The sequence below is a fragment of the Helcococcus sp. SA-HE-C1 genome (assembly GCF_985670335.1).
In genome coordinates this window covers 163,283-182,156 of record NZ_OZ484652.1, presented here as the reverse complement: position 1 = coordinate 182,156, position 18,874 = coordinate 163,283, and the positions used below count along the sequence as shown (strand labels likewise).

Below are 18,874 nucleotides of genomic sequence, written 5' to 3'. Positions count from 1 at the left end.
TTTTCAATGTATTCAATATCGTTTTTTATATATCTTAGACCATTTAAGATTATGTCTTCATATGTGTCTATAAATTCATTAGTTCGTGTTCGATTGAGTCTTTCACTATCTTGACTGCTCCTTTTGTTGTAGGTGCTGTCTCTAATTCCTTTAAAAAATCATCACACAACTCTTCAATATCAGCTTCATCAAGCCATTCTTCTATTTCTTCATTTGTTACTCCACTATCTTTAACTTTTGCATATCTTATTGTGTCTTCAACTGCCATAGGATCATATACTCTAAGTGCTGCATAAAGTAAATTAATACCAATATTTATTCCAGCTCTCTCACTTTCTTTTTTATAGTTTTCATTTAACTTTTTCATAAATTTTAAGTTGAATTTCAATTCTAAATCTTTACCATTTACATCAATAATCATAAATAGTCTCCTTTATAATAATATTTTTAAAATAGGGAGCTTGTATGCTCCCCTTAGTATTAAACTTCATCAGTATGTTCGTTTAAATCCCTAAATGTGTATTGAATATCTTCATAATCTTTTTTTGTTATTGTAACTTCTCCAGACTGTGGTTCTCCAATAACATTTGCAGTTGTTGAAAATTCTGAATATTCTCCAACAGTCGCAGGATCAGCCCATTCATTTAATTTAGCTTGCATGTATAAAGCTTCTGCTTTACCAGTTTCTTTAATTGATTTTAGGTTTACTTCCCATAATTCAATAGCCTCACCTTTTTTAACTGCATCTCTTAACATTTTATTAGTATCATCATTAGTTAATACAGCGGTTAAATCTATTGTTGTTTCAAGTCCTGATGATTGTTGTAAGTTTCCATCTTTAGTTTGTTTAACTTCTGATGTATTTGAATAGTTTACTGTGTGTTCTACTTGATAAAGTATTTTAGATGCCTTTTTAGTTTTTGCATCGGATAATAATCTAGCGAATAATATCTTATCTTTACCTTCAATTGGTGCAAATTGTGCCATATTTTAATCTCCTTATATAAATTTATATTTTAGTTCTAATATTCCATGCCATAAAGTATTGCTTGTAGTATTATCTTTTAACACTCTTGTATATATTTCTTTAGGCATGATTTTAAAATGTTTTACTTCTCTTAAGTTTCTTATTAGGTTGTCCATTATATTTGTTACAGTTTTCCTGTCTTTCCCATCTCCCCATACATTGATAATAACTGTCGCTTCTCCAAACCATATATTCTTAGTTGGTATCGGGATAACAGCAACTTCGCCTAAATGGATAAATGGATATTTTATATTTACTGGTGGTAAATAATCATAAGTTTTGTAGCCTAAATCTAGACACTTTTGAAAAATACCATCATATAAAGCTTGATTATGATTCATAAATTTTTCTCCACTAGTTTTTCTATATCTTCCTCGAATAATCTCTTTTGTTTCTCGTACGCAGGTTTCATATAAGGTTCAGCTTCCATTTTCCTAGTACCATATTCAACATAAGCGGCATAATCAGTAGTTGATTCTACTGTTGCGATTAATCCATCATCAGATATCTTTACTCCGTTTTGTTGCAGATTTCTTCTCGTATGACCAGTTGTATAACCTTTATCAAATACACCACCACTAGAACTATCTCTAGCGTTTTTCATAGCTTCTTGAAGCATTTGAAATCCATGTTTTTTAACTACAGCTTTAATATCATTTTTAGTTTCAGATAATTTTTTTAGGTCTCTTTGCAATTCTTCTAAGCCTTGAATTTCCATTTTCATATCTACACCCTCTCTCTAACATAAAAGGATGTATCACGTCTAGTAGTAGTTTTTTTGATTATGCTATATGCTTTATCCTTGATTTTTATATAATCAGGATTTGTTTTAATCAACCCTTGAAGTCTTATTATAGTTACATCACTATCTATATCGCCAAATAATTCTCTATTTCGTTCTAGAGAGACTTTTGATATGTTGGCATATCTTTTATTGTCTACAGTGGTTTCGTCTCCATATCGCCCTAATTTTGGACTATATAAAGACTCTTTTACATAGACTAAATATATAATGTTGTCATATCTCATATAAATCTCACCTTATTAGCATTTATCTTTTTATTTTCATCTATGCTATCAAAATATCTATCAATTGCTGGAATGTATTTTTCTAAGATGTCTGATGTAATATATTTCGCTCTATAGTTTTCAAAGGATTCTTCCTGCATGTTTTCTGCCCCTATTGTGTTATATCTTTCAATAGTTGCTTCAATTAAGATATATTCTAAGTTTTCTGGTATGAATAATAATTTATTGTTATAAGCTTTACAAATATTTAAGAGTCTAGTTTTAATTAATTTATAAATAACTTCTACTTGGTCTTTATTTACTTCTTCACCTAATAAAATAAGTATGTCGTCCATATAGCCCCCTTAAAAAGTTAAAGAGGACTATTTGTCCCCTTTTTTGCTTTTTTAGTTTCTTTTCTTTGTTTCTTTTATTTCTTCTAGATATCCAGGAAGCTTTTTGTTTATCTCTTCAAATCTATCTTTTGTAAGAGTAAATTCGTCCCCTGGATTTCTTAATGTATCTTCTTTTAAGTCTTTAAATTTTTCTAATACTTTAGCTTTCATTTACTTATCCTTATGCTACAGGTGTTTCTGTGATTGTAACTTTTACAACACCATCTAATCTTTCAGCAAATAAAGCTAATCCATAGATTGTTACTGTTTCAGATGTTAATCTTTGTTTGTTTACATCTTTAGTTACACCAATAATTCCTGTTTCTTCAGTAGTTAGGTCAAATGCATTTGATAATTCTCCTCTAACATCTACATAGGCAAATACTAAGTTATCAGCAGCAGTTACATAAGCTTTTTTAGCTTCAACTAGAGATGTGATAATTGCTACATCTACACCTAAGAAGTTTTCTACATAGTTTAAACCAAATGATGATTGAATTGTAATTTGTGCATTACCATTATATTCTGCTACATCAAGTGGGTTTACAAATGCTATAGTTCTTACTGCATCATCTTCAAATGCAACTTGAACTTTACCCCAACCTTGTGCTAAAGCTTGTTGTAGTCCTTTACCTGTTGCTTCTCCTGTACCTTTTTCTAATTGCTTAATCATTGATTGTCTTAAGCCTTTTTGTAATTCTCTTATCAAGGCTTTATCAGTCATTTCAACCGCTCTATCAAAACCATACTTTTGAATATCTTCTGCAGGAACTGCTTTTCTTTTCTTGTCCCATTCGATTTCAATCTTATCAGCTTCCATCATTACAACTTTAGATAATGGAATTACTGCACCTGGTTCAACTTTAGTACCATCAAGTGTAACCTTAGCTGATTTGTATGTTCTCAAAGTTGTACCTGAACCTACAGGAATTCTTCTTTGTACTGATAATAGTTCTAATAGTCTTTTAATGTTGTTTCCAAATTGATTTGTGAAGTCAATTTCTTGTGCTTTTATTGTTTGTCTAGTTAAATTTGTTTCTGGCATATTTCTTCTCCTTATTTATTAAATAAATGTATGTTTTCTTGAATTAATCTTCTTCTTTCAACACCATCTTCTATCTTTTCAATTTCTTCTTTTGTGATTGCAGAATTGATATTTTTAGTTTTTGGTGTTCTACCTTTTAGTCTTTCGATAACTTGCTTTTCTGCTTCCTTGTTTATTGCTGATTCTATTATGTTTATGCTTTCCTTTACAGATTCAGCATCTTTATAATCTAAAATACTTGCTAAGTCACTTGATAGACCTTTTTCAATTAGTATATCTTTAGCTTCTGCAGTTAATTCTCTAAGCTGGATATTTCTTTCTCTTTCTTCTATATCCTGTCTTTTTTTATTCAGTTCATATTCAGCTTTTTCCTTAGCATTCATTGCAGCAAGCTTTTCAGCTTCTTTTCTTTGTTCTTCTGCTTTATGCAATGCTTTTGCGACTGCTCTATCAACATTACTTCTTACCATTTCGTCTATTTCATCTTGAGTAAATGTTTTAACCTCTTCTTGCTTTGTTTCTTCTTGTTGATTGTCGACTTTATCAACTTTTTGTTCTTCAGTAGTTTCTACATTTTCTCTTAATTCTTCTGACATATTTCTCTCCTTTTCTTGTTTTAAGTCATGTCTGACTATATTCTCTTGCACAGTTTTAAGCCTTAAGCATGTTTTGGGCATAAAAAAAGCAAGGTCTTATCCTTGCTTAAAGGTCATAAGGTAGCGAAATTCCTTGTATGACTTTATTTGTTTTTAATTGTTGCTTGATAATATCTATATATTAATGTATAATATACATAGATAATTATCGAAGAGTAGGTACGACGCCCCCACAAGGCTTTATAGCTGGGTGTCGCCACCTGCTCTTTTTTTATTTTTTATACTTTTTAATAATTTTCCCATTATATAGTATATATACTTTTCTAATCCAACTTCTATTTTTTGAATCAAATAAACTGTTAACTTGTTGTTCCAAATAATCATCGTTAAAGTTTATTTTAGATACATCAAATACAAAGTAATCTGCCTGATTTCTTTTCCCTTTAGTTAGGTTATAAAATACACTTTTACCATCAGACTTTATAGTTTTTAAATCCCACTTCTCATTGCTTATTAAATAATCAGGAGTACTTATTCCTTGTGGATATAGAACCCTAGGTACCATTTTAACAGTAACATCTAATTCCTTCGCTAATATTTTTGCAACATCTTTCTCATGTCTAGAATAATCCAATACAACATGTTTACCATCAACTTTATAAGTTTTACCATTGATTGTAACCTCTTTCAAATCTACAACATTAGCGTAATCATAATAAGCAGAAACAGTACACCTACAAAACGGATGCCATATTGGAACATTCTTTCCCATTTCAGCTTTGTCTATATCTACTATATTTCCATCATGTGGTTTACAAAGTTTACATGCTCCAGGCTCGGTTATAACAATTACTTTATCATATCCATTTTCTTTAGTACTTAATAAACCAGCCTTAGTCTGTGCTATTGCTGTTTCTGTTACTGCAAGTCGTCTCGCATAAAATTCAGCCTTTTTCACATTACTCTTAAAGTACTTGTATAAGTCGCTTTTCCATACATTAGGATTTTGCCCTCTTAATATCGACCTGTTAAGTCCATTTTGTAAATCATTTCTTAGTTCCTTTAAGTTAGTCCATATATAATCAGAGAAATGTGCAGATACATGAGAATCATTTACGATTTGTTGTGATATAGTTTTCATCTTACTATCACTAATTAAGTTCTTACCTAATATTCCAGATTGTCTTTCCAGTTCTTCTATTGATTCATTAAATATTCTATCTTCTAATAGCTTTTCTTCTTTTGTACCAAGTTTTGCAAGTTCAAAATCAATGTATTTTTGTAATAACTCATCACGAGCCACTTTCATTTTAAGATTGTAGATTCTCATCTCTTTGTTAGCTCTTGGTGATAAGTCTTTGTTTCTTACATATTCTTTAGCTTTTTCTTTTAATTCTTTTACATCAGCTTCAGCTACTATTTGTTTAGCTTGTTCAATATATATTTCATTATCATCTGCATATTTACCAATCCACCAATTGATACGATTATCTATTTCTCTTAATGTCCTTTGGTATTCTTTTTCAAGCACTTTAGAAAACTTTTCATCATCCTTGATTTTTTCTTCTTGGTGCTTTCGCTCCCTATCCTTAAAATACTTATATGTTTTCTTGTTCATTTTCTATCCCTTTTAGAAAATCATAATCAAGTGGTTTAGATGAGTTTTCTTTTTCCATTCTCTTGATTTCCTCAATCGGACTATCTACTACTGATAATACTGATAAGGCTGTTTGTTGTGATGTTAGGCTTGAAAGCCCTTTGGCTGTTTCAACTTCATCTCTTATATTGTTTGGTACATTTCTTGTAAACACCATTTTTATATTGATGTAGTCATCTTTTTTGTTAGCTGGTACATTAGTTGGTAGATTAAATATCATCTTATATCTTCTCGTCATACTTGCCTTGAATTTACGTTCTTTTGTCATTGCAAGGTTTGACATTGGTAGTAGTTTATATTGTAGTGCTACACCTGATGTCCTTGAATTAAAGGTATCATCATTGATATTTGCTATCATTGATATTTGATATATAAAATCTACTAATCTATCAATTAAATTTTCCTGAGTTTCATCAGCATTAGGTTTATCTAAGAAATCAACTACAACCTTTTCTGAGTTTAGTCCAGATAAGTTTATTACTCTGTTATCTCTTAGAGTTTTTAGTGTTTCATCATCTAAATCAGCACCTAATATTTTTAAGTATGCATCTGAGAAATAATCGACATCATTAGCCTTTTCGCTTAACACCTTATTTAGTGCGTTAATTAATGTTTCTACTGATTCAAATATCCCTTTTCTTTCTTCATTTTCTACATATTCAATTAAAGGTACATCACCATAGAAGTGTTCCTCTTCATCACTAAATTTAATATCTGCAAGTGTCCCAGATAAAGTTATCTTTTCATTTTTGGTAAGTAACTCACCTTTTATATTAAATCCATTTAGTTGATAATAAACACCAAATAAAGGCTCTCTTGCTATTGTGTTATCGTAAACAATAAACGCATTTGTTGGCGATACATAAGTCACTCTTGTGTTAGCTTCTTCATCTTGATATAAATACTCAAATCCATGTCCATATATATCGGCATCTTTTGAAATTTCAGCTTCTATATCATCTATTGAGTTTAATCTTTTAAATTCATTTATACTTGTATTTAAGACACTATCTTCAATACTTGTCTGCACTGGTACTCCTATGAAGTATCCATTAAAAGTATCAGTTAAGTACTTCGCATAATTGATAACTAGCCTATTATCAGGCTTATATTCTTCCTTTTGTTCCTTAAATAAAATATCATACTTACCTAAATACATATTGTTAAGTCTCTCGTATCTATGAAGATTTGTCCTGTGCCTACCAATAAAATCTTGTACTACTTTTGGTGTGATATCCTCTTCCCTAGAAAAAGTAAATATGTAATTTTCCATTGTTTCTCCTTTTTAATATCAAAATATACTTTTGAATGTTTTTGCTTTGATTTGTCCTTGAATATACTCTTCAACTGCGTATCTCATTGCATCTATTAGGTGGTTAAAATCATCTACAGGCTTGTTTAATCTTTGTCCAAACTTATCTTCTGCCCATTGATAATTACTTATTTCAGTCAAAAAATTAGTACATCTAGGATGAATTATAATCTCTAAATCTTGAATCCACTGAATACCATTTAATATACTGTCTTTACCTTTTTTAGCTGCTTTCACCCTTAAACCTAATTCATTTAATTCATTTATTGACTTAGGTTCAGCACTATCTGCAGTTATTTTCTCTTTTGAATATCCTAAGGCTTTAATCTCTTTATAGATGTCTTTATTACTCATTTGTTTTTTGTAAATCTCATCATAGACATATAGCTTCCTTTCATTCTCATTTAAAAATCCAATAAAAAAAGCAGATGGATCATTGGTATAACCAAAGTCTAAACCTGCTACTGTGACACTATCTCCAGTATCTTTTATATTGAATTTTTCTTCTTTCCAATTTTCAAACACTAATCCATCAACTATCCCCCAATTACCTAGTCCAGCAACTTGATATCTTCTAGGATTATGTGATTTCATTCTTTCAAATACTTGTAAATCAATATGATCTAACCATTCATTACATAAATAATTAGTTGTAATTGATAATGTTTCTTTATCTTCTACATCAAAGAATCTTGTTTTAAGCCAATGTTTCTCACTCCACGGGTTGAATGTTATAGTCCATTGTTTGAATAAAGGTTTAGGCACTTCACCTCTTATAGACTCATCTAGCATATCAAAGTCTTCTTCATTCATTACTTCATAAGCTTCTTCAATCCACGCCCAACATAAATGACCATTTTCAACAGTAACTGATGTAATCTTTAATACATCATCAAGTCCCCTAAATAAAATCTTTTGCCCTGTGCTTTTTCTAGTTGCTTCTAATGGGCTTAAAGTAAATACCCAGTCATCTATAACTCCAAGTCTAGTAAATGCCCATTTTAAATCTGTGAAACATGAATCTTTTAATGTTCTATATGTTTTTCTAAAGACTATTAAATTAGCTTTTTCAAATCCTTTTTTATTTAGAAATGTTGCATACCATAAAGCTGTTGTCTTTGACTTCTTACTTGCTCTAGATCCTTTTACAACTCTATATCTGCCCTTAAACTTCCAAAACTCATTGTATCCACCGCCTACATATTCACTAGTCTTTTTAATCTTCAAGGTCATCTACTATCACCACTCTTGATTCTGCTGTAAGGTCTACTTTATCTATAAATCCGCCATTAAGTTTAATAATATGTTCTAAGCTCTTTTGTACTTCTTCAACTGTAGGTGTAAAATAATACTCAACCTCTTTTTCAACATCTCCAGTTATTTTGTTTATTGTCTTAGAATATCCTTTTTGTGGCTCTCTTCTAGCAATTGATGTTGTTCTTTCTATAGCTTCTTCTAAAGACATTGTTCTAGCTTTTTTAAGTTCGTCTAACCTTTCTTTTATGTATTTTGAAATATTAGGTTTTATTAGGTTTTCAGCCCCAATTACAGACGCTGTTTTCTCACTATATCCAGCCTTTTTAGCGGCTTGAGTAGCATTACCACTGATGATATATTCATCAGCAAACTTTTTTTGTTTAATTGTTAATTTTTTCATATCATCAGCTCCTTTCTTTGTACTAAAAAAGAGACTGCAGAAGGTGCAATCTCTTATAAAGTATATGATATAGAAGTAATAAAAGACTGATAAATTCAAGTCTATACATTTATTCTTCTTAGGTGTCGTAATTTTCTTTCAGTCTTTAATCTTCCATACTACTATATTAACACAATTCACAGTGTCATTTAGTGCCATCTTTTATTCCTTTTTCTTTTTCATCTAACATTAATCTTAATTCTTCAATATCTTCTAAAGTTGCATAGTTTCTTATAAAGCTTCTTGCAGAACTTTTTGAACTATTATACCTTGCTTTTTCTCTGTTCTTTTCTCTCCACTTTTGAGTAGCTTTTATCTGTGCTTGTGATGTTTTGTTTTCTGTCATTATTTTCTCCCCTTATTTACAAAATAATAAGAATAAACCTACTACAACAATTCCTAATCTTAATATTGATAAAACTAGTTTAGTAATTTCTCTTTTCATTTGTGTTTTTTATAATGTAGTGATATACTTTAGTTAAGAAAAGGGGTTTTCCCCTAGTCTTAACTATTGATTATAAGCTTGATTACGGCTATTAATGTACCTATTTCAAGCATTAACTTCGTAAGTTCTATCACAACTTTACGAAGTTTTTTTATTTTTACTATCATCTACACCATCTCCTCCTTTCTTATTTATTATATTTATATTATACACCACGGCTTATATATTGTCAAGTATTTTTTTTTATTTTTACCAAGTTTTTTAAGGCTAAATTATAGATTCTAAAACACTGTTTTCTTGAATAATTCATCTCAAGCTCTATTCTATACCAATCAAGATAATTAAAGTGTCTCAAAATAATAACCTTTCTTTGAAAATGGTCATCAAGTATATTAATAGTCTTTGTTATTTCTTCCTTGATTTCTTCCTTTTCAACTATCCTCTCTTTTATACTTTGCTGAATTTCATCAAGCCTTATGACTCTATCTTCAAATCCAGCACTTTTAGGAGCAGAAGATTGAACGTTTGGCTTACTTGTATCAATAGCACCGACTGAGTTTTTCACAGCATTAATTCTTTCATATTCTTTTTTTTCTCTTTCGATTTCCTCATCTATTCTATAAGCTCTATTGAGCCAATCCTTTATTTCTTTTTCAGTCATTTCCGCTCCTATGTTCATCTTTCTTTATTCCTATTTTAAAGTATATCTAAATACTCTTCCATTAAGCTTATAACTTCATCAGGAGTTTCTTTTACATGGACTACACCTTCAGTAGTTTTTATTCCTGAGAATATCGTTTCTTTATCATAAGCATTATGCTTACTATAATCATAATCATTTTCATGTAATAAATCCTCTGTTAAAGGCACAACTATTTTAATTGTATCTAATTCAACATAACAAGCAGTCCCTGTTGAATTATCTATTAGTTTTATAAAGTTTCTTTTGCTTTCTCTCATCTTTTCAACATCATCAAATATTTCACCTAATAGTTCTCGCTCATCTTCTCCAATGCTTTCATAGCTTTTATAAAATTTATTTATATCATTTTGTATTTTTGTAATTATTTTGTTTCTATTCATTTTCCACCTCCAACAATTCCTGATTTTTGTAAATATTGCCGATTATTTCCCATTCAGCCGTATTTTCATAATTTGAAAAATATGAGCAAGCCCACTGTTTATCTGCTGGTCTCAATTTCCAATTCCCCTCATTCACGCTATAGCAAATAATATTCGTAAACCCTTTTGAAACTTCTACTATATCACCCCCAAATATCTCTTTGCCGTTCTTGTCTTTTAGTCCTGTAGACTGCATTAAAACTAATTCGTCAAAATAACACTCTCTATCACTTCTATTACCATCTTCATTCACTACACAGTATTCAAGAATTTTATCTTCTAAATTCAGTTTAACTATATTTTCAACTTCCAGCATAAAGCCTTGTTCGTGCCATGCCCTAAATTTTGGAATCATTTATTTACCTCCATAATCTTTCAAATTCTTTAATATTATCTTCATCATATCGTTGATTGTTCACTTCAAACCACCAACTGTAATCTTTTATGAGTTTTAAGCATATTTCTTTTTCACTTTCATTTTCCATATTATCAAAATCTTTAGCTCTTACTACAGACATATCTAAAAAATCAACTTCATCTAGTTCAGATTGATACATAGTACCATTTGAGTATCTCGCTTGTACTTTCGCTTTACCAGCTGTTTCGGCAAAAACTAAACTGAAACAGGAGTAAAACCCCGTCTTATCACTTACTATAAATGCTTTCATCTACTCCACCTCTTCTTTTTTAATAAAAATCATCTAAATAGGTTACCTAATTCTTTATTTGTCATTATTGTAATCTCCTTTTTCACACTTCCTTAAACTCAAATTCATAACCATACAACCCTTTTCTCATATTATGAATAAGTAGTTTTCTTTTAATTCGATATACACCAGTCTTAAAGCCTTTTACATCTTCAACTACTATTTGACCTTTTTCATCTTCATACTTGAAATCAGCCTTGTATACTGTTTTTCTATCAGTCCTTTGATTTTCATATCTCAATGTTGGGATAAGCAGAAATTCTGGTTGTAATTCCAGATTTTTTATAGCCTTCCCCTTTTCTAAAAGTTTTAATTCTTGATATCTTCTCATCTCTTTTTTTGAGTCAAATGTTATATCATCATAAGTGGTTTTTTTATTTTTATATTTGTTATGCCTCAATCTACACTCCTATATTAATTTATAATCGCCTATTTTATACCTATTTTAAGTTGTATGAGGACTTTTACCCTTTAGGTATATTATCCCTTGTCTAATAAAATAAAAGCCCTTAAAACTTAAATTATTGCTTAAAATGGTATTCTACTATCTTCTACAGGAACAAAATCATTTAAATAATCTATTTGCTCATTAACTGTTGTATTTGTAAATGTTGAGTTGTTTCCATTTTGAGAATTACTGTCTTTCCAATCGATAAACTGGACATTTGAAACTACAACAGATGTTGTATAAACTGTTCTCCCATCTTTTTCATACGAACCCGTCTGAATTCTTCCTTCAACAATAACTCTTAAACCTTTACCTGAATACTTAACTAGGTTTTCTGCCATCTTTCCCCAAGCTTGACAATTTATAAAATCAGCTGTTTGTTGACCTTTTGATTCTAATTCCTGTCTTTTTTCTCTTGATAAGTTTTTATCTACTGCTAAATTAAACCTTGCTACTGCGTTATTATTTGTTAAATATTTTAATTCTGGGTCTCTTGTTAGTCTTCCCGATAGTTGTACTATGTTAGCCATATATTTTACCTCTTTCTTTTAGTCTTTTTTTATAGTGTGATATTAAACTTTGAGTACAGTCATACGCTTCTGCTATTTCTATGTTAGTTTTACCTTGCTTTATTTTTTCCCATAAGTCTTCTTCAGTTATTTGATATTTCGTGACTATTTCCTTTTTAGCTATACCATATTCTTCTATCAGAAAATCTACGGGTCCTCTGGTTATCCCAAATATTTCTCCTATTTCATTAGGTGAGAGATTCTTGTCAATATAGAGGTATTCTAAAGACTTTTTATCGATATTAAACGAATCTTTTAGTCCACTTTCCACCGAGTGTATCATATTTTCGCCATGATTCACCCATTCCAGATTGTTGTATGCGTTGTTTGTTTTGTTACCGTCCTTGTGATTGACATATCTCTTTTTATAAGGATTTGCAACAAAATGTAAAGCTACTAATCTGTGTGCTTTAAAAGCTTCTCTTTTGCTGTTATTCGTTAATTCATACTTCTTGTATCCCGTTGAAGTTTTGCTCGGTTTTAAAATTTTAGTTTCAGTGTAATAACCTCCGTTTCCGTTTTTTCTATACTTCCTTAAACTTAAAACTCTGCCTAAACTACTAATGAGATACAAGCCTTCATATCCTTTAATATCTTTCCATTCCTCCATTTTTACTCCTTTTATACTATATGTTGTATTTTATTTTATATTCTGTACTATATATGTTTATTCTTTAGTCAAATTTGGTATAATTTGTAATGAGTACATCCTCCTAAGATAAACTTCTAACCAGGAAAGGAGGTTATATGAGAAAAGTTAAAGTGACTAGAGAAACTAAGTCTGGAAGAAACATCAACTTTAAGGACACAACCTCAAATAGATACATGAATAGAAAAACCTTTGTAAAAGCTATTGAAGCTGGAAACTATAGCAATTATCATATTAGGGTTATAAACGGTGTTAAAACTCCTGTATCAAATCCTGATAAGTCTAATAAAAATAATTTAGGTTAGATCTAGTGGGATGTACTCAACTTTATAATCGTTGTTTACTATTGTCTTTGGATAGGATATAGATGCTATTAAATTGTTATAAGTATCAGTAATGACTATTTCTTGAAACTTTTCATCACCAATCAATATTGGCAGAGGTTCTAATAATTGTTCTACGTCATCTATATACACATCTTTTAACTTCTCTAATTTCTTCAATGTCTTTTTGCCACATGATATGTTTTTTTTCATCATTCCATCAAAATGAGATCTTGATATATTTATAAACCTGCAGAAATCACTTACTGATTTGAAATTATTAATTATAGTTTCTTGAACTTCGTCTTTATCTAAATATCTTTTCAATGTCTATCTCCTAATTCCTGTAAAACTCTCTGTATTCCTCTTCTAATTTTCTTCTATATTTTTTTATAGTTTTACTTGATTGTAATTCCCAATCTTTTATATTCTTATTATTTCGTTCTACTTCCTGAACTCTCCTTCTTGCTCTAGATATTGATGCAAAAGATGGAAGCTTATAAGTCTTATAATTAGCAAATGTTTCTTTGTTGATTTCATGACCTTTTCTTTTTAGTACTTCCATGTACAATACTTCATCACTATCTCTAGTTTCAGGAATAGCTATGAGGATATTCCTGACTATTCCTTGTAAATCTTTCATGCTATCTCCTATTCTTGTAATTTATCGGTATTTTCTGTTGTAGCTTTTCCTCAATAAATGATTGTCTTTCAGCTACATCATCTCTGTTATCTTTGCTAAACAAGTTATCAGCCTTATCACTTTTAGAATTATCATAGTTGCCCTCTAGTACTTTTATAAAGTTATTAGGCTTTATAAACCAATCAAATGTAATCTTCCAAGACTTCTCATAGCCCTTTAAGAAACTAGAATTATTTATATTTCTAATAGCCTTTACTATATTATCTTTTCCATACTCATTTTCTCTTGCCTTTAATAACTTGTATCTTGCAGTACCTGAATTTATAGTTTGAATATTAGATATATTTTTATCCAGGTTATTCCATTCTGAAATCACATAATCGAATTGAGTGCTACGTATATCTTGTTTATTATTGTTATTATTGTTATTATTGTTGTTTGTTTTTTTCTGTATTACTTCTGTGTTACTTTTGTTTTTTTTCTGTATTACTTCTGTGTTACTTTTTTGATTTTCTTTATTTTGGTAATCGCTGTAATTAACTATGGTATAGGTTGTTTTTTTGGTGTTACTTTTGTAATCAATCATGTTATCCTGCATTAACAACTCCAAAAACCTCTTAACCTTAGTTGTACTCCAGCCCCATTTTTCTGATAAGTATCTTAAAGATGTAATCCTGGAACCTCTTCTAGCAATTATTAAGTTACCATCAAACAATACTTTTTTATCCTGGTAGTTAGCCATAAGAATTAAATCTATCCAGGCTTGACCTTTAGAAAATGGTTTGTCTAGCCATAGCCAATTATCCTCTATCTTTCTGTGTAGAGTAATCCACCCCTTATCCGCCATATTCTCTCCTAACACACTTCTACTATTACACCCGTTGCCTTTTGAACTTCTTCTAAAATTATTTTTTCATCTGAATTGCTGTCGGATAAATGTAAAATATAAATCTTTTTTAATTTCTTAAAATCAGCTTGTCCTAATGCTTTTAATAAAGTTTCTAAAGCCATGTGATTTTTAATAATCCTGTTTCTTAAACTTACATTTATCTTTCCAGACTCAGTTTTTTCATCTAGTACAGATTTTATGTAGTTACATTCAATCATTAAATAGTCACAATCTGGTATCTTATACTCAAGATATGCTGTATCAGTTATAAAGACTATACTTTCTTTGGTGTGAGTATCCTTTATAAAAAAGCTTACAGGTTCATTAACATCATGAATAGCTTTGAAAGGTTTTATTGCCAATCTATTAAAAAACTTCCAGCAATAATCATCATTAGCATCTTTTGAAAAGTAATTTAATCTATGACCACTTATTTCTAATGCTTCTGCAGTCCCCTTAGTCATATAACAATCAACACCTGCTTTCATTAATTCTTTTACAGCCTTTGCATGATCCATATGTTCATGAGTTATTAAACAAGCTTCTATATCTCTAAGTTTAAATTTCATAGCTTGTTGAATTTTCTTAAAAGGCAATCCTGCTTCTAGTAGTATTTTTATATTGTTTATATTGACTAGGTAGCAGTTACCACTACTACCCGAGCCAATTACTTTAATATCTATCATTTCTCAACTCTTAAAATGGTACTTCGTCCATCATTTTCTGTTGTTCTTGAGTCAACTCAACTTCATCATCGTATATAGCTTCTACAATTTCTTCGTCTATTACTTCATATTCTGTGTCTAACTCTAATAAATTAGCTTTTTCTTTTAACTCATTAGAAAAACTTTCATCTATAGCTTTAATTGATTTTTCTTCATAGCTCATTAAATCTTCATCATTTGATGAATTTATAAACGATTTTACAGCCCTAGATTTTACTGTTTTTATCGCCATTTGGTCTGGAAAGTTCTTGTGTGCAGGTGAATTTCCGTTCATAGCTCCCATATTCCAAGCACTTTGAATTTGTTCCATAGTCATATATTCTGTGTATTTAACTTTATCTTCGTTATCTGTAATCACAGCGAACGCTCCTATTAATGTATCTTTGCTCCATTTGGTAACATTTGGATTATATTTTTTAATAGTATATGTTCCGCTTGTTATGTTGAAGTCAAGTTCGAATTCATCGTCTTTATATACTGCGTAGCCATAGCTATCTTTTATATCTTCACCTTCTCTTTTAGCTATTGCAACTTTCCCTTGATAGCTAACAGATAAAGTACATGCGTCCCCGAAAGGAACAAAGTAACATTGCTCTTTAGCTGGATTAAGTCCTTTTTGTGCCATTTCCATAACTGATTGCATAACACTTTGCGGCGTACATACTTCTAATATTGTTTTCCCTCTATTTTGTCCACTTTTAATCTCTTTGGTTAATAAAAATCTTGTTTGTTGTATAGCGTTTTTATAACTATAGTTTTCTGGTAAGTCAAAATGACCTTTTGCTATCATGTCGCCAAATCGTTCTATAGCTTGATTTATTACTTGTGTTGCTTCTGCTCTTTTTAATTCACTCATATTATTCTCCTAAATTATTAATTCTTTATCTTCACTTACTATTAGCTCTACGGTTTGTGCTTTGGTTTCTCTTACTTTATTTATACTTTCAGCATTATCAATAAATATCGGTACTTGTTTATCTAAATGTTTACTTAAGGTGTTAATTACATCTAATCCAGCGTTAATTTTGCCAGCATTATTTACATCTGAATAAGGCACTCCATCAACTGTTACTTCTGCTGTTTCAACTATAGACCCATTAACTTGTGTATCAAATAACTTGAATGATACATACTCAAATAAACTATTTACATTATCTTGAATTAAGCTTGTATAAGCTTTTGTATACTCATCACATAGATAAAGCACATATTGTTGTTCTTCATATTTTGAAGCAAGAGTTTTTTCTTTTTCTTTTAATTCGTTAATTCTAGTGTCTATCTTTGTGTTATTTTCTTTTTGCCCTAGAAGTGATAGGACTTCATCTAAATTTTTCCTAAATTCTTTTTTGTCTTCTAACAATTTAGTATTATCCCCTATAGAAAATTGATCTAATTCCTTTGTTATAGCTTCTATTTCTTCATCTATTGCCTTTAATTCATTAGATATATCTTTTCTTTCAGCTATTTCTTTTTCTTCTGAAAATTCTCCTATTTCGTTAATTTTTTTGTTTAGAACTTCTACATCTTTTTCATTTTGTAAAATCCTATTATTTAATTCTTTAATATATTCGTTTTTAGTAGATAATTCAGACTTCAAGTCGCTTGCTTTTTTTGAAATATCTTCTAATTCTTTTGATTTGTTAAGATTGAAATGTTCTAAAATTTCTTCTTTTTTATGTTCTTCAAACTCTCTATCACATGTAGGGCATTTGAGCGAACCATTAAACTTACTATTATTGACTTCTATCCATTTTAATCTTAATTCATCTAATTCAAAACTTATCTTTTCTTTTTCGTTTTCTTTGTATTTTAAGTCATTATTAAAATTATTTAATTGATTTTTTATGGTGTTCAAATCAGCTTCTAAATCAAATCTGTATTGATTAAAATCTTTTTGCTTTTCATAGAATTTAGAATCTATAACTTCTTGAGCTTTTCTAAATTCTTCCTCATTTTTATTTTTAATGCTTCTTTTTTCATTTTCTAATTCATTAATCCTTGAATTAAGCTTTGTTATTCCCTCAGATAATTTATTAGTATTTGCTAGCTTATCATCTATCTTGTCTAGTTCATCTTCTATAGATTTCTTTATTTTTTCTAGTTTTTTAAAGTCATGATCATTCTTGGAGTTCTCTAACTCATCTACTCTTGCAGGAATGCTTTCAATTTCATCATTAATCTTTTTACTTGAAGCTTTCGCCATTGACCTTAATTCATCAATACTATAGTTTTCTAAATCTAAATCTTTTAAGTCTTTATTAACTTTTATTAGCTCTTCAAGGCTAACTTCATCAATTAAATTAAAAAGTATTTCTCTTCTTTCTTTTTTATCTAAGATTTGATTGAAATATAAAGGGTTCGATAATAAATTAAATTCTTTTTCATCTATAATCTCTGATATTTTTTCGTTATATTCTGATTTCTTAACAGGAACATCATTAATGTAATAATCAGTAGTATGACCTGTAAATGTTTCTTTTATTTGTCCACGCTTCTTAGTCCAGACTTCTCTATAAGTTTTTGATAAACTTAGTTTCTTGCCATTAACTTCAATTACTCCACTAACTGTTGATTCTATTCCTTGTTTTGAATTGCCTTTTTTTTCTATAGGCTTGATATTAAAATCTTTTCTATTTAGACTGTCTTTATCCCATAAAAGCCAACTATAGGCATCAAATATAGTAGTTTTACCAGTTGCATTAGCACCTTTTATTTTTGTTTTATCATTAAAAGTAATTGATAAATCCTTTATTCCTTTAAAGTTTTTTAACTGTAACTCTTTCAAAATTATTTTCATTTTATTAATCATTTTTATAATCCTTTGCTAAAAATTTTATAAACTCAATAGCTTTTTCATATCTTTTTCGTATCTTTTCATTATCTTTATGTGTAATTTTAACTCTATTTTCCAAATCTTCTAAAGTGCCCTGAAAGCAACCCGCAGAACCCCAGTCAATATCAGGTATATAGTTTATTAATCTATTTTTAACAGCTGTATTTAGTTGAAGGCTAATAATACTTTTACCACTCACATTAATAAAATTAGTATCCCAAGTTTTTGTACCTGTGAAATTTACATCTGTTAAATCTGCACCTCTTAAATCTGCATCTCTTAAATCTACACCTCTTAAATTTACATCTCTTAAATCTGCACCTCTTAAATCTACACCTCTTAAATTTACACATCTTAAATCTGCACCTCTTAAATCTGCACCTCTTAAATCTATATGTCTTAAAAAAGCACGCTCCCCATCAGGTTGATTATTAAGCCACTTTCTATGTTTTTCTAAAATCTCTTTCAATTCTTCTGGATTAATTTTTTTTATTTTAATTTTCATTTTCCTTATCTCCTAGTTTTTGTTATAATTAGGTTAGTAAGGTCGTATTTACTAACCATGAGTTGTCTTTTTTGACAGCTCTTTTTTTATTTAAGTAATTCATTTAATCTTTTATTAATATTTTCTAATTCTTTTTCGTAATATTTTTTAATATATTCTGCTAACTTTTCATCTTCTCCTTTTAGTGGAATTTCACGAAACCTAGTTTTTACTACTATTTCATAATATATACAGGTATCTAAAAATATACGTATATACTTTCTTCTTTATGTTAAATCAC

29 protein-coding genes are annotated in these 18,874 nt (G+C 29.5%); 1 reads left to right on the top strand and 28 read right to left on the bottom strand.

The window, feature by feature from the left end:
* Positions 1 to 67: 67 nt before the first annotated feature.
* The 21 genes from AC4KN9_RS00975 to AC4KN9_RS00875 form a co-directional block, all read right to left on the bottom strand.
* Entirely contained in the window at positions 68 to 421 is a 354-nt protein-coding gene (locus AC4KN9_RS00975) for a tail assembly chaperone (protein ID WP_491016816.1), read from the bottom strand.
* Between the two features lie 59 nt (positions 422 to 480).
* Positions 481 to 987: a phage major tail protein, TP901-1 family gene (locus AC4KN9_RS00970; protein WP_491016815.1), complete on the bottom strand. Its 507-nt coding sequence runs from the start codon at positions 985 to 987 to the stop codon at positions 481 to 483.
* Between the two features lie 12 nt (positions 988 to 999).
* Entirely contained in the window at positions 1,000 to 1,368 is a 369-nt protein-coding gene (locus AC4KN9_RS00965) for a gp17 family tail completion protein (RefSeq protein ID WP_491016814.1), read from the bottom strand.
* Positions 1,365 to 1,751 (bottom strand): HK97-gp10 family putative phage morphogenesis protein, encoded by a 387-nt coding sequence (locus tag AC4KN9_RS00960; RefSeq protein WP_491016813.1) that lies wholly within the window; start codon positions 1,749 to 1,751, stop codon positions 1,365 to 1,367. The genes AC4KN9_RS00965 and AC4KN9_RS00960 overlap by 4 nt, the downstream gene beginning before the upstream one ends.
* Before the next feature lie 2 nt (positions 1,752 to 1,753).
* Positions 1,754 to 2,056: a hypothetical protein gene (locus AC4KN9_RS00955; RefSeq protein WP_491016812.1), complete on the bottom strand. Its 303-nt coding sequence runs from the start codon at positions 2,054 to 2,056 to the stop codon at positions 1,754 to 1,756.
* Positions 2,053 to 2,391, bottom strand: a complete 339-nt coding sequence (locus AC4KN9_RS00950; protein ID WP_491016811.1) for a hypothetical protein — start codon at positions 2,389 to 2,391, stop codon at positions 2,053 to 2,055. The genes AC4KN9_RS00955 and AC4KN9_RS00950 overlap by 4 nt, the downstream gene beginning before the upstream one ends.
* 51 nt (positions 2,392 to 2,442) lie before the next feature.
* On the bottom strand, positions 2,443 to 2,601 hold the full coding sequence (locus AC4KN9_RS00945; protein WP_491016810.1) for a hypothetical protein: 159 nt from the start codon (positions 2,599 to 2,601) through the stop codon (positions 2,443 to 2,445).
* A 10-nt stretch (positions 2,602 to 2,611) separates the two neighbouring features.
* Positions 2,612 to 3,475, bottom strand: coding sequence for a hypothetical protein (locus AC4KN9_RS00940; RefSeq protein WP_491016809.1), 864 nt, complete (start codon positions 3,473 to 3,475; stop codon positions 2,612 to 2,614).
* Positions 3,476 to 3,486: 11 nt separating this feature from the next.
* Positions 3,487 to 4,071 carry a DUF4355 domain-containing protein gene (locus AC4KN9_RS00935; RefSeq protein ID WP_491016808.1) on the bottom strand — a complete coding sequence of 195 codons (585 nt, stop codon included), beginning with the start codon at positions 4,069 to 4,071 and terminating at the stop codon, positions 3,487 to 3,489.
* A 271-nt stretch (positions 4,072 to 4,342) separates the two neighbouring features.
* Positions 4,343 to 5,689, bottom strand: coding sequence for a minor capsid protein (locus AC4KN9_RS00930; RefSeq protein WP_491016807.1), 1,347 nt, complete (start codon positions 5,687 to 5,689; stop codon positions 4,343 to 4,345).
* Complete coding sequence (locus tag AC4KN9_RS00925; RefSeq protein ID WP_491016806.1) at positions 5,670 to 7,001, bottom strand: phage portal protein; 1,332 nt, start codon at positions 6,999 to 7,001, stop codon at positions 5,670 to 5,672. Before AC4KN9_RS00925 ends, AC4KN9_RS00930 begins: the two co-directional genes overlap by 20 nt.
* Before the next feature lie 18 nt (positions 7,002 to 7,019).
* The gene (locus AC4KN9_RS00920; RefSeq protein WP_491016805.1) at positions 7,020 to 8,273 is read right to left on the bottom strand and encodes a PBSX family phage terminase large subunit; all 1,254 of its coding nucleotides are present in this window, start codon (positions 8,271 to 8,273) and stop codon (positions 7,020 to 7,022) included.
* A complete protein-coding gene (locus tag AC4KN9_RS00915) occupies positions 8,257 to 8,697 on the bottom strand; it encodes a terminase small subunit (RefSeq protein WP_491016804.1) in 441 nt (146 codons plus the stop codon). Before AC4KN9_RS00915 ends, AC4KN9_RS00920 begins: the two co-directional genes overlap by 17 nt.
* Before the next feature lie 184 nt (positions 8,698 to 8,881).
* On the bottom strand, positions 8,882 to 9,082 hold the full coding sequence (locus tag AC4KN9_RS00910; RefSeq protein ID WP_491016803.1) for a hypothetical protein: 201 nt from the start codon (positions 9,080 to 9,082) through the stop codon (positions 8,882 to 8,884).
* Between the two features lie 328 nt (positions 9,083 to 9,410).
* Positions 9,411 to 9,842, bottom strand: coding sequence for a hypothetical protein (locus AC4KN9_RS00905; protein WP_491016802.1), 432 nt, complete (start codon positions 9,840 to 9,842; stop codon positions 9,411 to 9,413).
* A gap of 35 nt (positions 9,843 to 9,877) precedes the next feature.
* Complete coding sequence (locus AC4KN9_RS00900) at positions 9,878 to 10,264, bottom strand: hypothetical protein (protein WP_491016801.1); 387 nt, start codon at positions 10,262 to 10,264, stop codon at positions 9,878 to 9,880.
* A complete protein-coding gene (locus tag AC4KN9_RS00895) occupies positions 10,257 to 10,658 on the bottom strand; it encodes a YopX family protein (protein ID WP_491016800.1) in 402 nt (133 codons plus the stop codon). The genes AC4KN9_RS00900 and AC4KN9_RS00895 overlap by 8 nt, the downstream gene beginning before the upstream one ends.
* 4 nt (positions 10,659 to 10,662) lie before the next feature.
* Complete coding sequence (locus tag AC4KN9_RS00890) at positions 10,663 to 10,971, bottom strand: hypothetical protein (RefSeq protein ID WP_491016799.1); 309 nt, start codon at positions 10,969 to 10,971, stop codon at positions 10,663 to 10,665.
* An 82-nt stretch (positions 10,972 to 11,053) separates the two neighbouring features.
* Positions 11,054 to 11,410, bottom strand: a complete 357-nt coding sequence (locus AC4KN9_RS00885) for a DUF1064 domain-containing protein (RefSeq protein ID WP_491016798.1) — start codon at positions 11,408 to 11,410, stop codon at positions 11,054 to 11,056.
* 128 nt (positions 11,411 to 11,538) lie between these two features.
* Positions 11,539 to 11,988, bottom strand: coding sequence for a single-stranded DNA-binding protein (locus AC4KN9_RS00880; RefSeq protein WP_491016797.1), 450 nt, complete (start codon positions 11,986 to 11,988; stop codon positions 11,539 to 11,541).
* Positions 11,981 to 12,637 carry an NUMOD4 motif-containing HNH endonuclease gene (locus tag AC4KN9_RS00875; RefSeq protein ID WP_491016796.1) on the bottom strand — a complete coding sequence of 219 codons (657 nt, stop codon included), beginning with the start codon at positions 12,635 to 12,637 and terminating at the stop codon, positions 11,981 to 11,983. Before AC4KN9_RS00875 ends, AC4KN9_RS00880 begins: the two co-directional genes overlap by 8 nt.
* A gap of 137 nt (positions 12,638 to 12,774) precedes the next feature.
* Between AC4KN9_RS00875 and AC4KN9_RS00870 the strand changes: the two genes are divergently transcribed.
* Complete coding sequence (locus AC4KN9_RS00870; RefSeq protein ID WP_491016795.1) at positions 12,775 to 12,981, top strand: hypothetical protein; 207 nt, start codon at positions 12,775 to 12,777, stop codon at positions 12,979 to 12,981.
* Here the strand turns inward: AC4KN9_RS00870 and AC4KN9_RS00865 are convergent.
* The 7 genes from AC4KN9_RS00865 to AC4KN9_RS00835 are packed head-to-tail and all read right to left on the bottom strand — an operon-like array spanning position 12,973 to position 18,594.
* Positions 12,973 to 13,326 (bottom strand): hypothetical protein, encoded by a 354-nt coding sequence (locus AC4KN9_RS00865; protein ID WP_491016794.1) that lies wholly within the window; start codon positions 13,324 to 13,326, stop codon positions 12,973 to 12,975. The two genes, AC4KN9_RS00870 and AC4KN9_RS00865, sit on opposite strands and share 9 nt — an antisense overlap.
* Before the next feature lie 10 nt (positions 13,327 to 13,336).
* A complete protein-coding gene (locus AC4KN9_RS00860) occupies positions 13,337 to 13,642 on the bottom strand; it encodes a hypothetical protein (protein WP_491016793.1) in 306 nt (101 codons plus the stop codon).
* Between the two features lies 1 nt (position 13,643).
* Positions 13,644 to 14,489, bottom strand: coding sequence for a hypothetical protein (locus AC4KN9_RS00855; protein WP_491016792.1), 846 nt, complete (start codon positions 14,487 to 14,489; stop codon positions 13,644 to 13,646).
* Positions 14,490 to 14,497: 8 nt separating this feature from the next.
* The gene (locus AC4KN9_RS00850) at positions 14,498 to 15,217 is read right to left on the bottom strand and encodes an MBL fold metallo-hydrolase (RefSeq protein ID WP_491016791.1); all 720 of its coding nucleotides are present in this window, start codon (positions 15,215 to 15,217) and stop codon (positions 14,498 to 14,500) included.
* A gap of 10 nt (positions 15,218 to 15,227) precedes the next feature.
* Positions 15,228 to 16,112, bottom strand: a complete 885-nt coding sequence (locus AC4KN9_RS00845) for a recombinase RecT (RefSeq protein ID WP_491016790.1) — start codon at positions 16,110 to 16,112, stop codon at positions 15,228 to 15,230.
* A 9-nt stretch (positions 16,113 to 16,121) separates the two neighbouring features.
* Positions 16,122 to 18,065 (bottom strand): AAA family ATPase, encoded by a 1,944-nt coding sequence (locus AC4KN9_RS00840; protein WP_491016789.1) that lies wholly within the window; start codon positions 18,063 to 18,065, stop codon positions 16,122 to 16,124.
* Entirely contained in the window at positions 18,058 to 18,594 is a 537-nt protein-coding gene (locus AC4KN9_RS00835; RefSeq protein ID WP_491016788.1) for a pentapeptide repeat-containing protein, read from the bottom strand. Before AC4KN9_RS00835 ends, AC4KN9_RS00840 begins: the two co-directional genes overlap by 8 nt.
* Positions 18,595 to 18,874: the final 280 nt, after the last annotated feature.

Excerpts from the sequence above, each read along its gene's own strand:
- AC4KN9_RS00975 (WP_491016816.1), bottom strand. The coding sequence starts at position 421 with ATGATTATTGATGTAAATGGTAAAGATTTAGAATTGAAATTCAACTTA.
- AC4KN9_RS00970 (WP_491016815.1), bottom strand. The coding sequence starts at position 987 with ATGGCACAATTTGCACCAATTGAAGGTAAAGATAAGATATTATTCGCT.
- AC4KN9_RS00965 (WP_491016814.1), bottom strand. The coding sequence starts at position 1,368 with ATGAATCATAATCAAGCTTTATATGATGGTATTTTTCAAAAGTGTCTA.
- AC4KN9_RS00960 (WP_491016813.1), bottom strand. The coding sequence starts at position 1,751 with ATGAAAATGGAAATTCAAGGCTTAGAAGAATTGCAAAGAGACCTAAAA.
- AC4KN9_RS00955 (WP_491016812.1), bottom strand. The coding sequence starts at position 2,056 with ATGAGATATGACAACATTATATATTTAGTCTATGTAAAAGAGTCTTTA.
- AC4KN9_RS00950 (WP_491016811.1), bottom strand. The coding sequence starts at position 2,391 with ATGGACGACATACTTATTTTATTAGGTGAAGAAGTAAATAAAGACCAA.
- AC4KN9_RS00945 (WP_491016810.1), bottom strand. The coding sequence starts at position 2,601 with ATGAAAGCTAAAGTATTAGAAAAATTTAAAGACTTAAAAGAAGATACA.
- AC4KN9_RS00940 (WP_491016809.1), bottom strand. The coding sequence starts at position 3,475 with ATGCCAGAAACAAATTTAACTAGACAAACAATAAAAGCACAAGAAATT.
- AC4KN9_RS00935 (WP_491016808.1), bottom strand. The coding sequence starts at position 4,071 with ATGTCAGAAGAATTAAGAGAAAATGTAGAAACTACTGAAGAACAAAAA.
- AC4KN9_RS00930 (WP_491016807.1), bottom strand. The coding sequence starts at position 5,689 with ATGAACAAGAAAACATATAAGTATTTTAAGGATAGGGAGCGAAAGCAC.
- AC4KN9_RS00925 (WP_491016806.1), bottom strand. The coding sequence starts at position 7,001 with ATGGAAAATTACATATTTACTTTTTCTAGGGAAGAGGATATCACACCA.
- AC4KN9_RS00920 (WP_491016805.1), bottom strand. The coding sequence starts at position 8,273 with ATGACCTTGAAGATTAAAAAGACTAGTGAATATGTAGGCGGTGGATAC.
- AC4KN9_RS00915 (WP_491016804.1), bottom strand. The coding sequence starts at position 8,697 with ATGAAAAAATTAACAATTAAACAAAAAAAGTTTGCTGATGAATATATC.
- AC4KN9_RS00910 (WP_491016803.1), bottom strand. The coding sequence starts at position 9,082 with ATGACAGAAAACAAAACATCACAAGCACAGATAAAAGCTACTCAAAAG.
- AC4KN9_RS00905 (WP_491016802.1), bottom strand. The coding sequence starts at position 9,842 with ATGACTGAAAAAGAAATAAAGGATTGGCTCAATAGAGCTTATAGAATA.
- AC4KN9_RS00900 (WP_491016801.1), bottom strand. The coding sequence starts at position 10,264 with ATGAATAGAAACAAAATAATTACAAAAATACAAAATGATATAAATAAA.
- AC4KN9_RS00895 (WP_491016800.1), bottom strand. The coding sequence starts at position 10,658 with ATGATTCCAAAATTTAGGGCATGGCACGAACAAGGCTTTATGCTGGAA.
- AC4KN9_RS00890 (WP_491016799.1), bottom strand. The coding sequence starts at position 10,971 with ATGAAAGCATTTATAGTAAGTGATAAGACGGGGTTTTACTCCTGTTTC.
- AC4KN9_RS00880 (WP_491016797.1), bottom strand. The coding sequence starts at position 11,988 with ATGGCTAACATAGTACAACTATCGGGAAGACTAACAAGAGACCCAGAA.
- AC4KN9_RS00875 (WP_491016796.1), bottom strand. The coding sequence starts at position 12,637 with ATGGAGGAATGGAAAGATATTAAAGGATATGAAGGCTTGTATCTCATT.
- AC4KN9_RS00870 (WP_491016795.1), top strand. The coding sequence starts at position 12,775 with ATGAGAAAAGTTAAAGTGACTAGAGAAACTAAGTCTGGAAGAAACATC.
- AC4KN9_RS00860 (WP_491016793.1), bottom strand. The coding sequence starts at position 13,642 with ATGAAAGATTTACAAGGAATAGTCAGGAATATCCTCATAGCTATTCCT.
- AC4KN9_RS00855 (WP_491016792.1), bottom strand. The coding sequence starts at position 14,489 with ATGGCGGATAAGGGGTGGATTACTCTACACAGAAAGATAGAGGATAAT.
- AC4KN9_RS00850 (WP_491016791.1), bottom strand. The coding sequence starts at position 15,217 with ATGATAGATATTAAAGTAATTGGCTCGGGTAGTAGTGGTAACTGCTAC.
- AC4KN9_RS00845 (WP_491016790.1), bottom strand. The coding sequence starts at position 16,112 with ATGAGTGAATTAAAAAGAGCAGAAGCAACACAAGTAATAAATCAAGCT.
- AC4KN9_RS00840 (WP_491016789.1), bottom strand. The coding sequence starts at position 18,065 with ATGATTAATAAAATGAAAATAATTTTGAAAGAGTTACAGTTAAAAAAC.
- AC4KN9_RS00835 (WP_491016788.1), bottom strand. The coding sequence starts at position 18,594 with ATGAAAATTAAAATAAAAAAAATTAATCCAGAAGAATTGAAAGAGATT.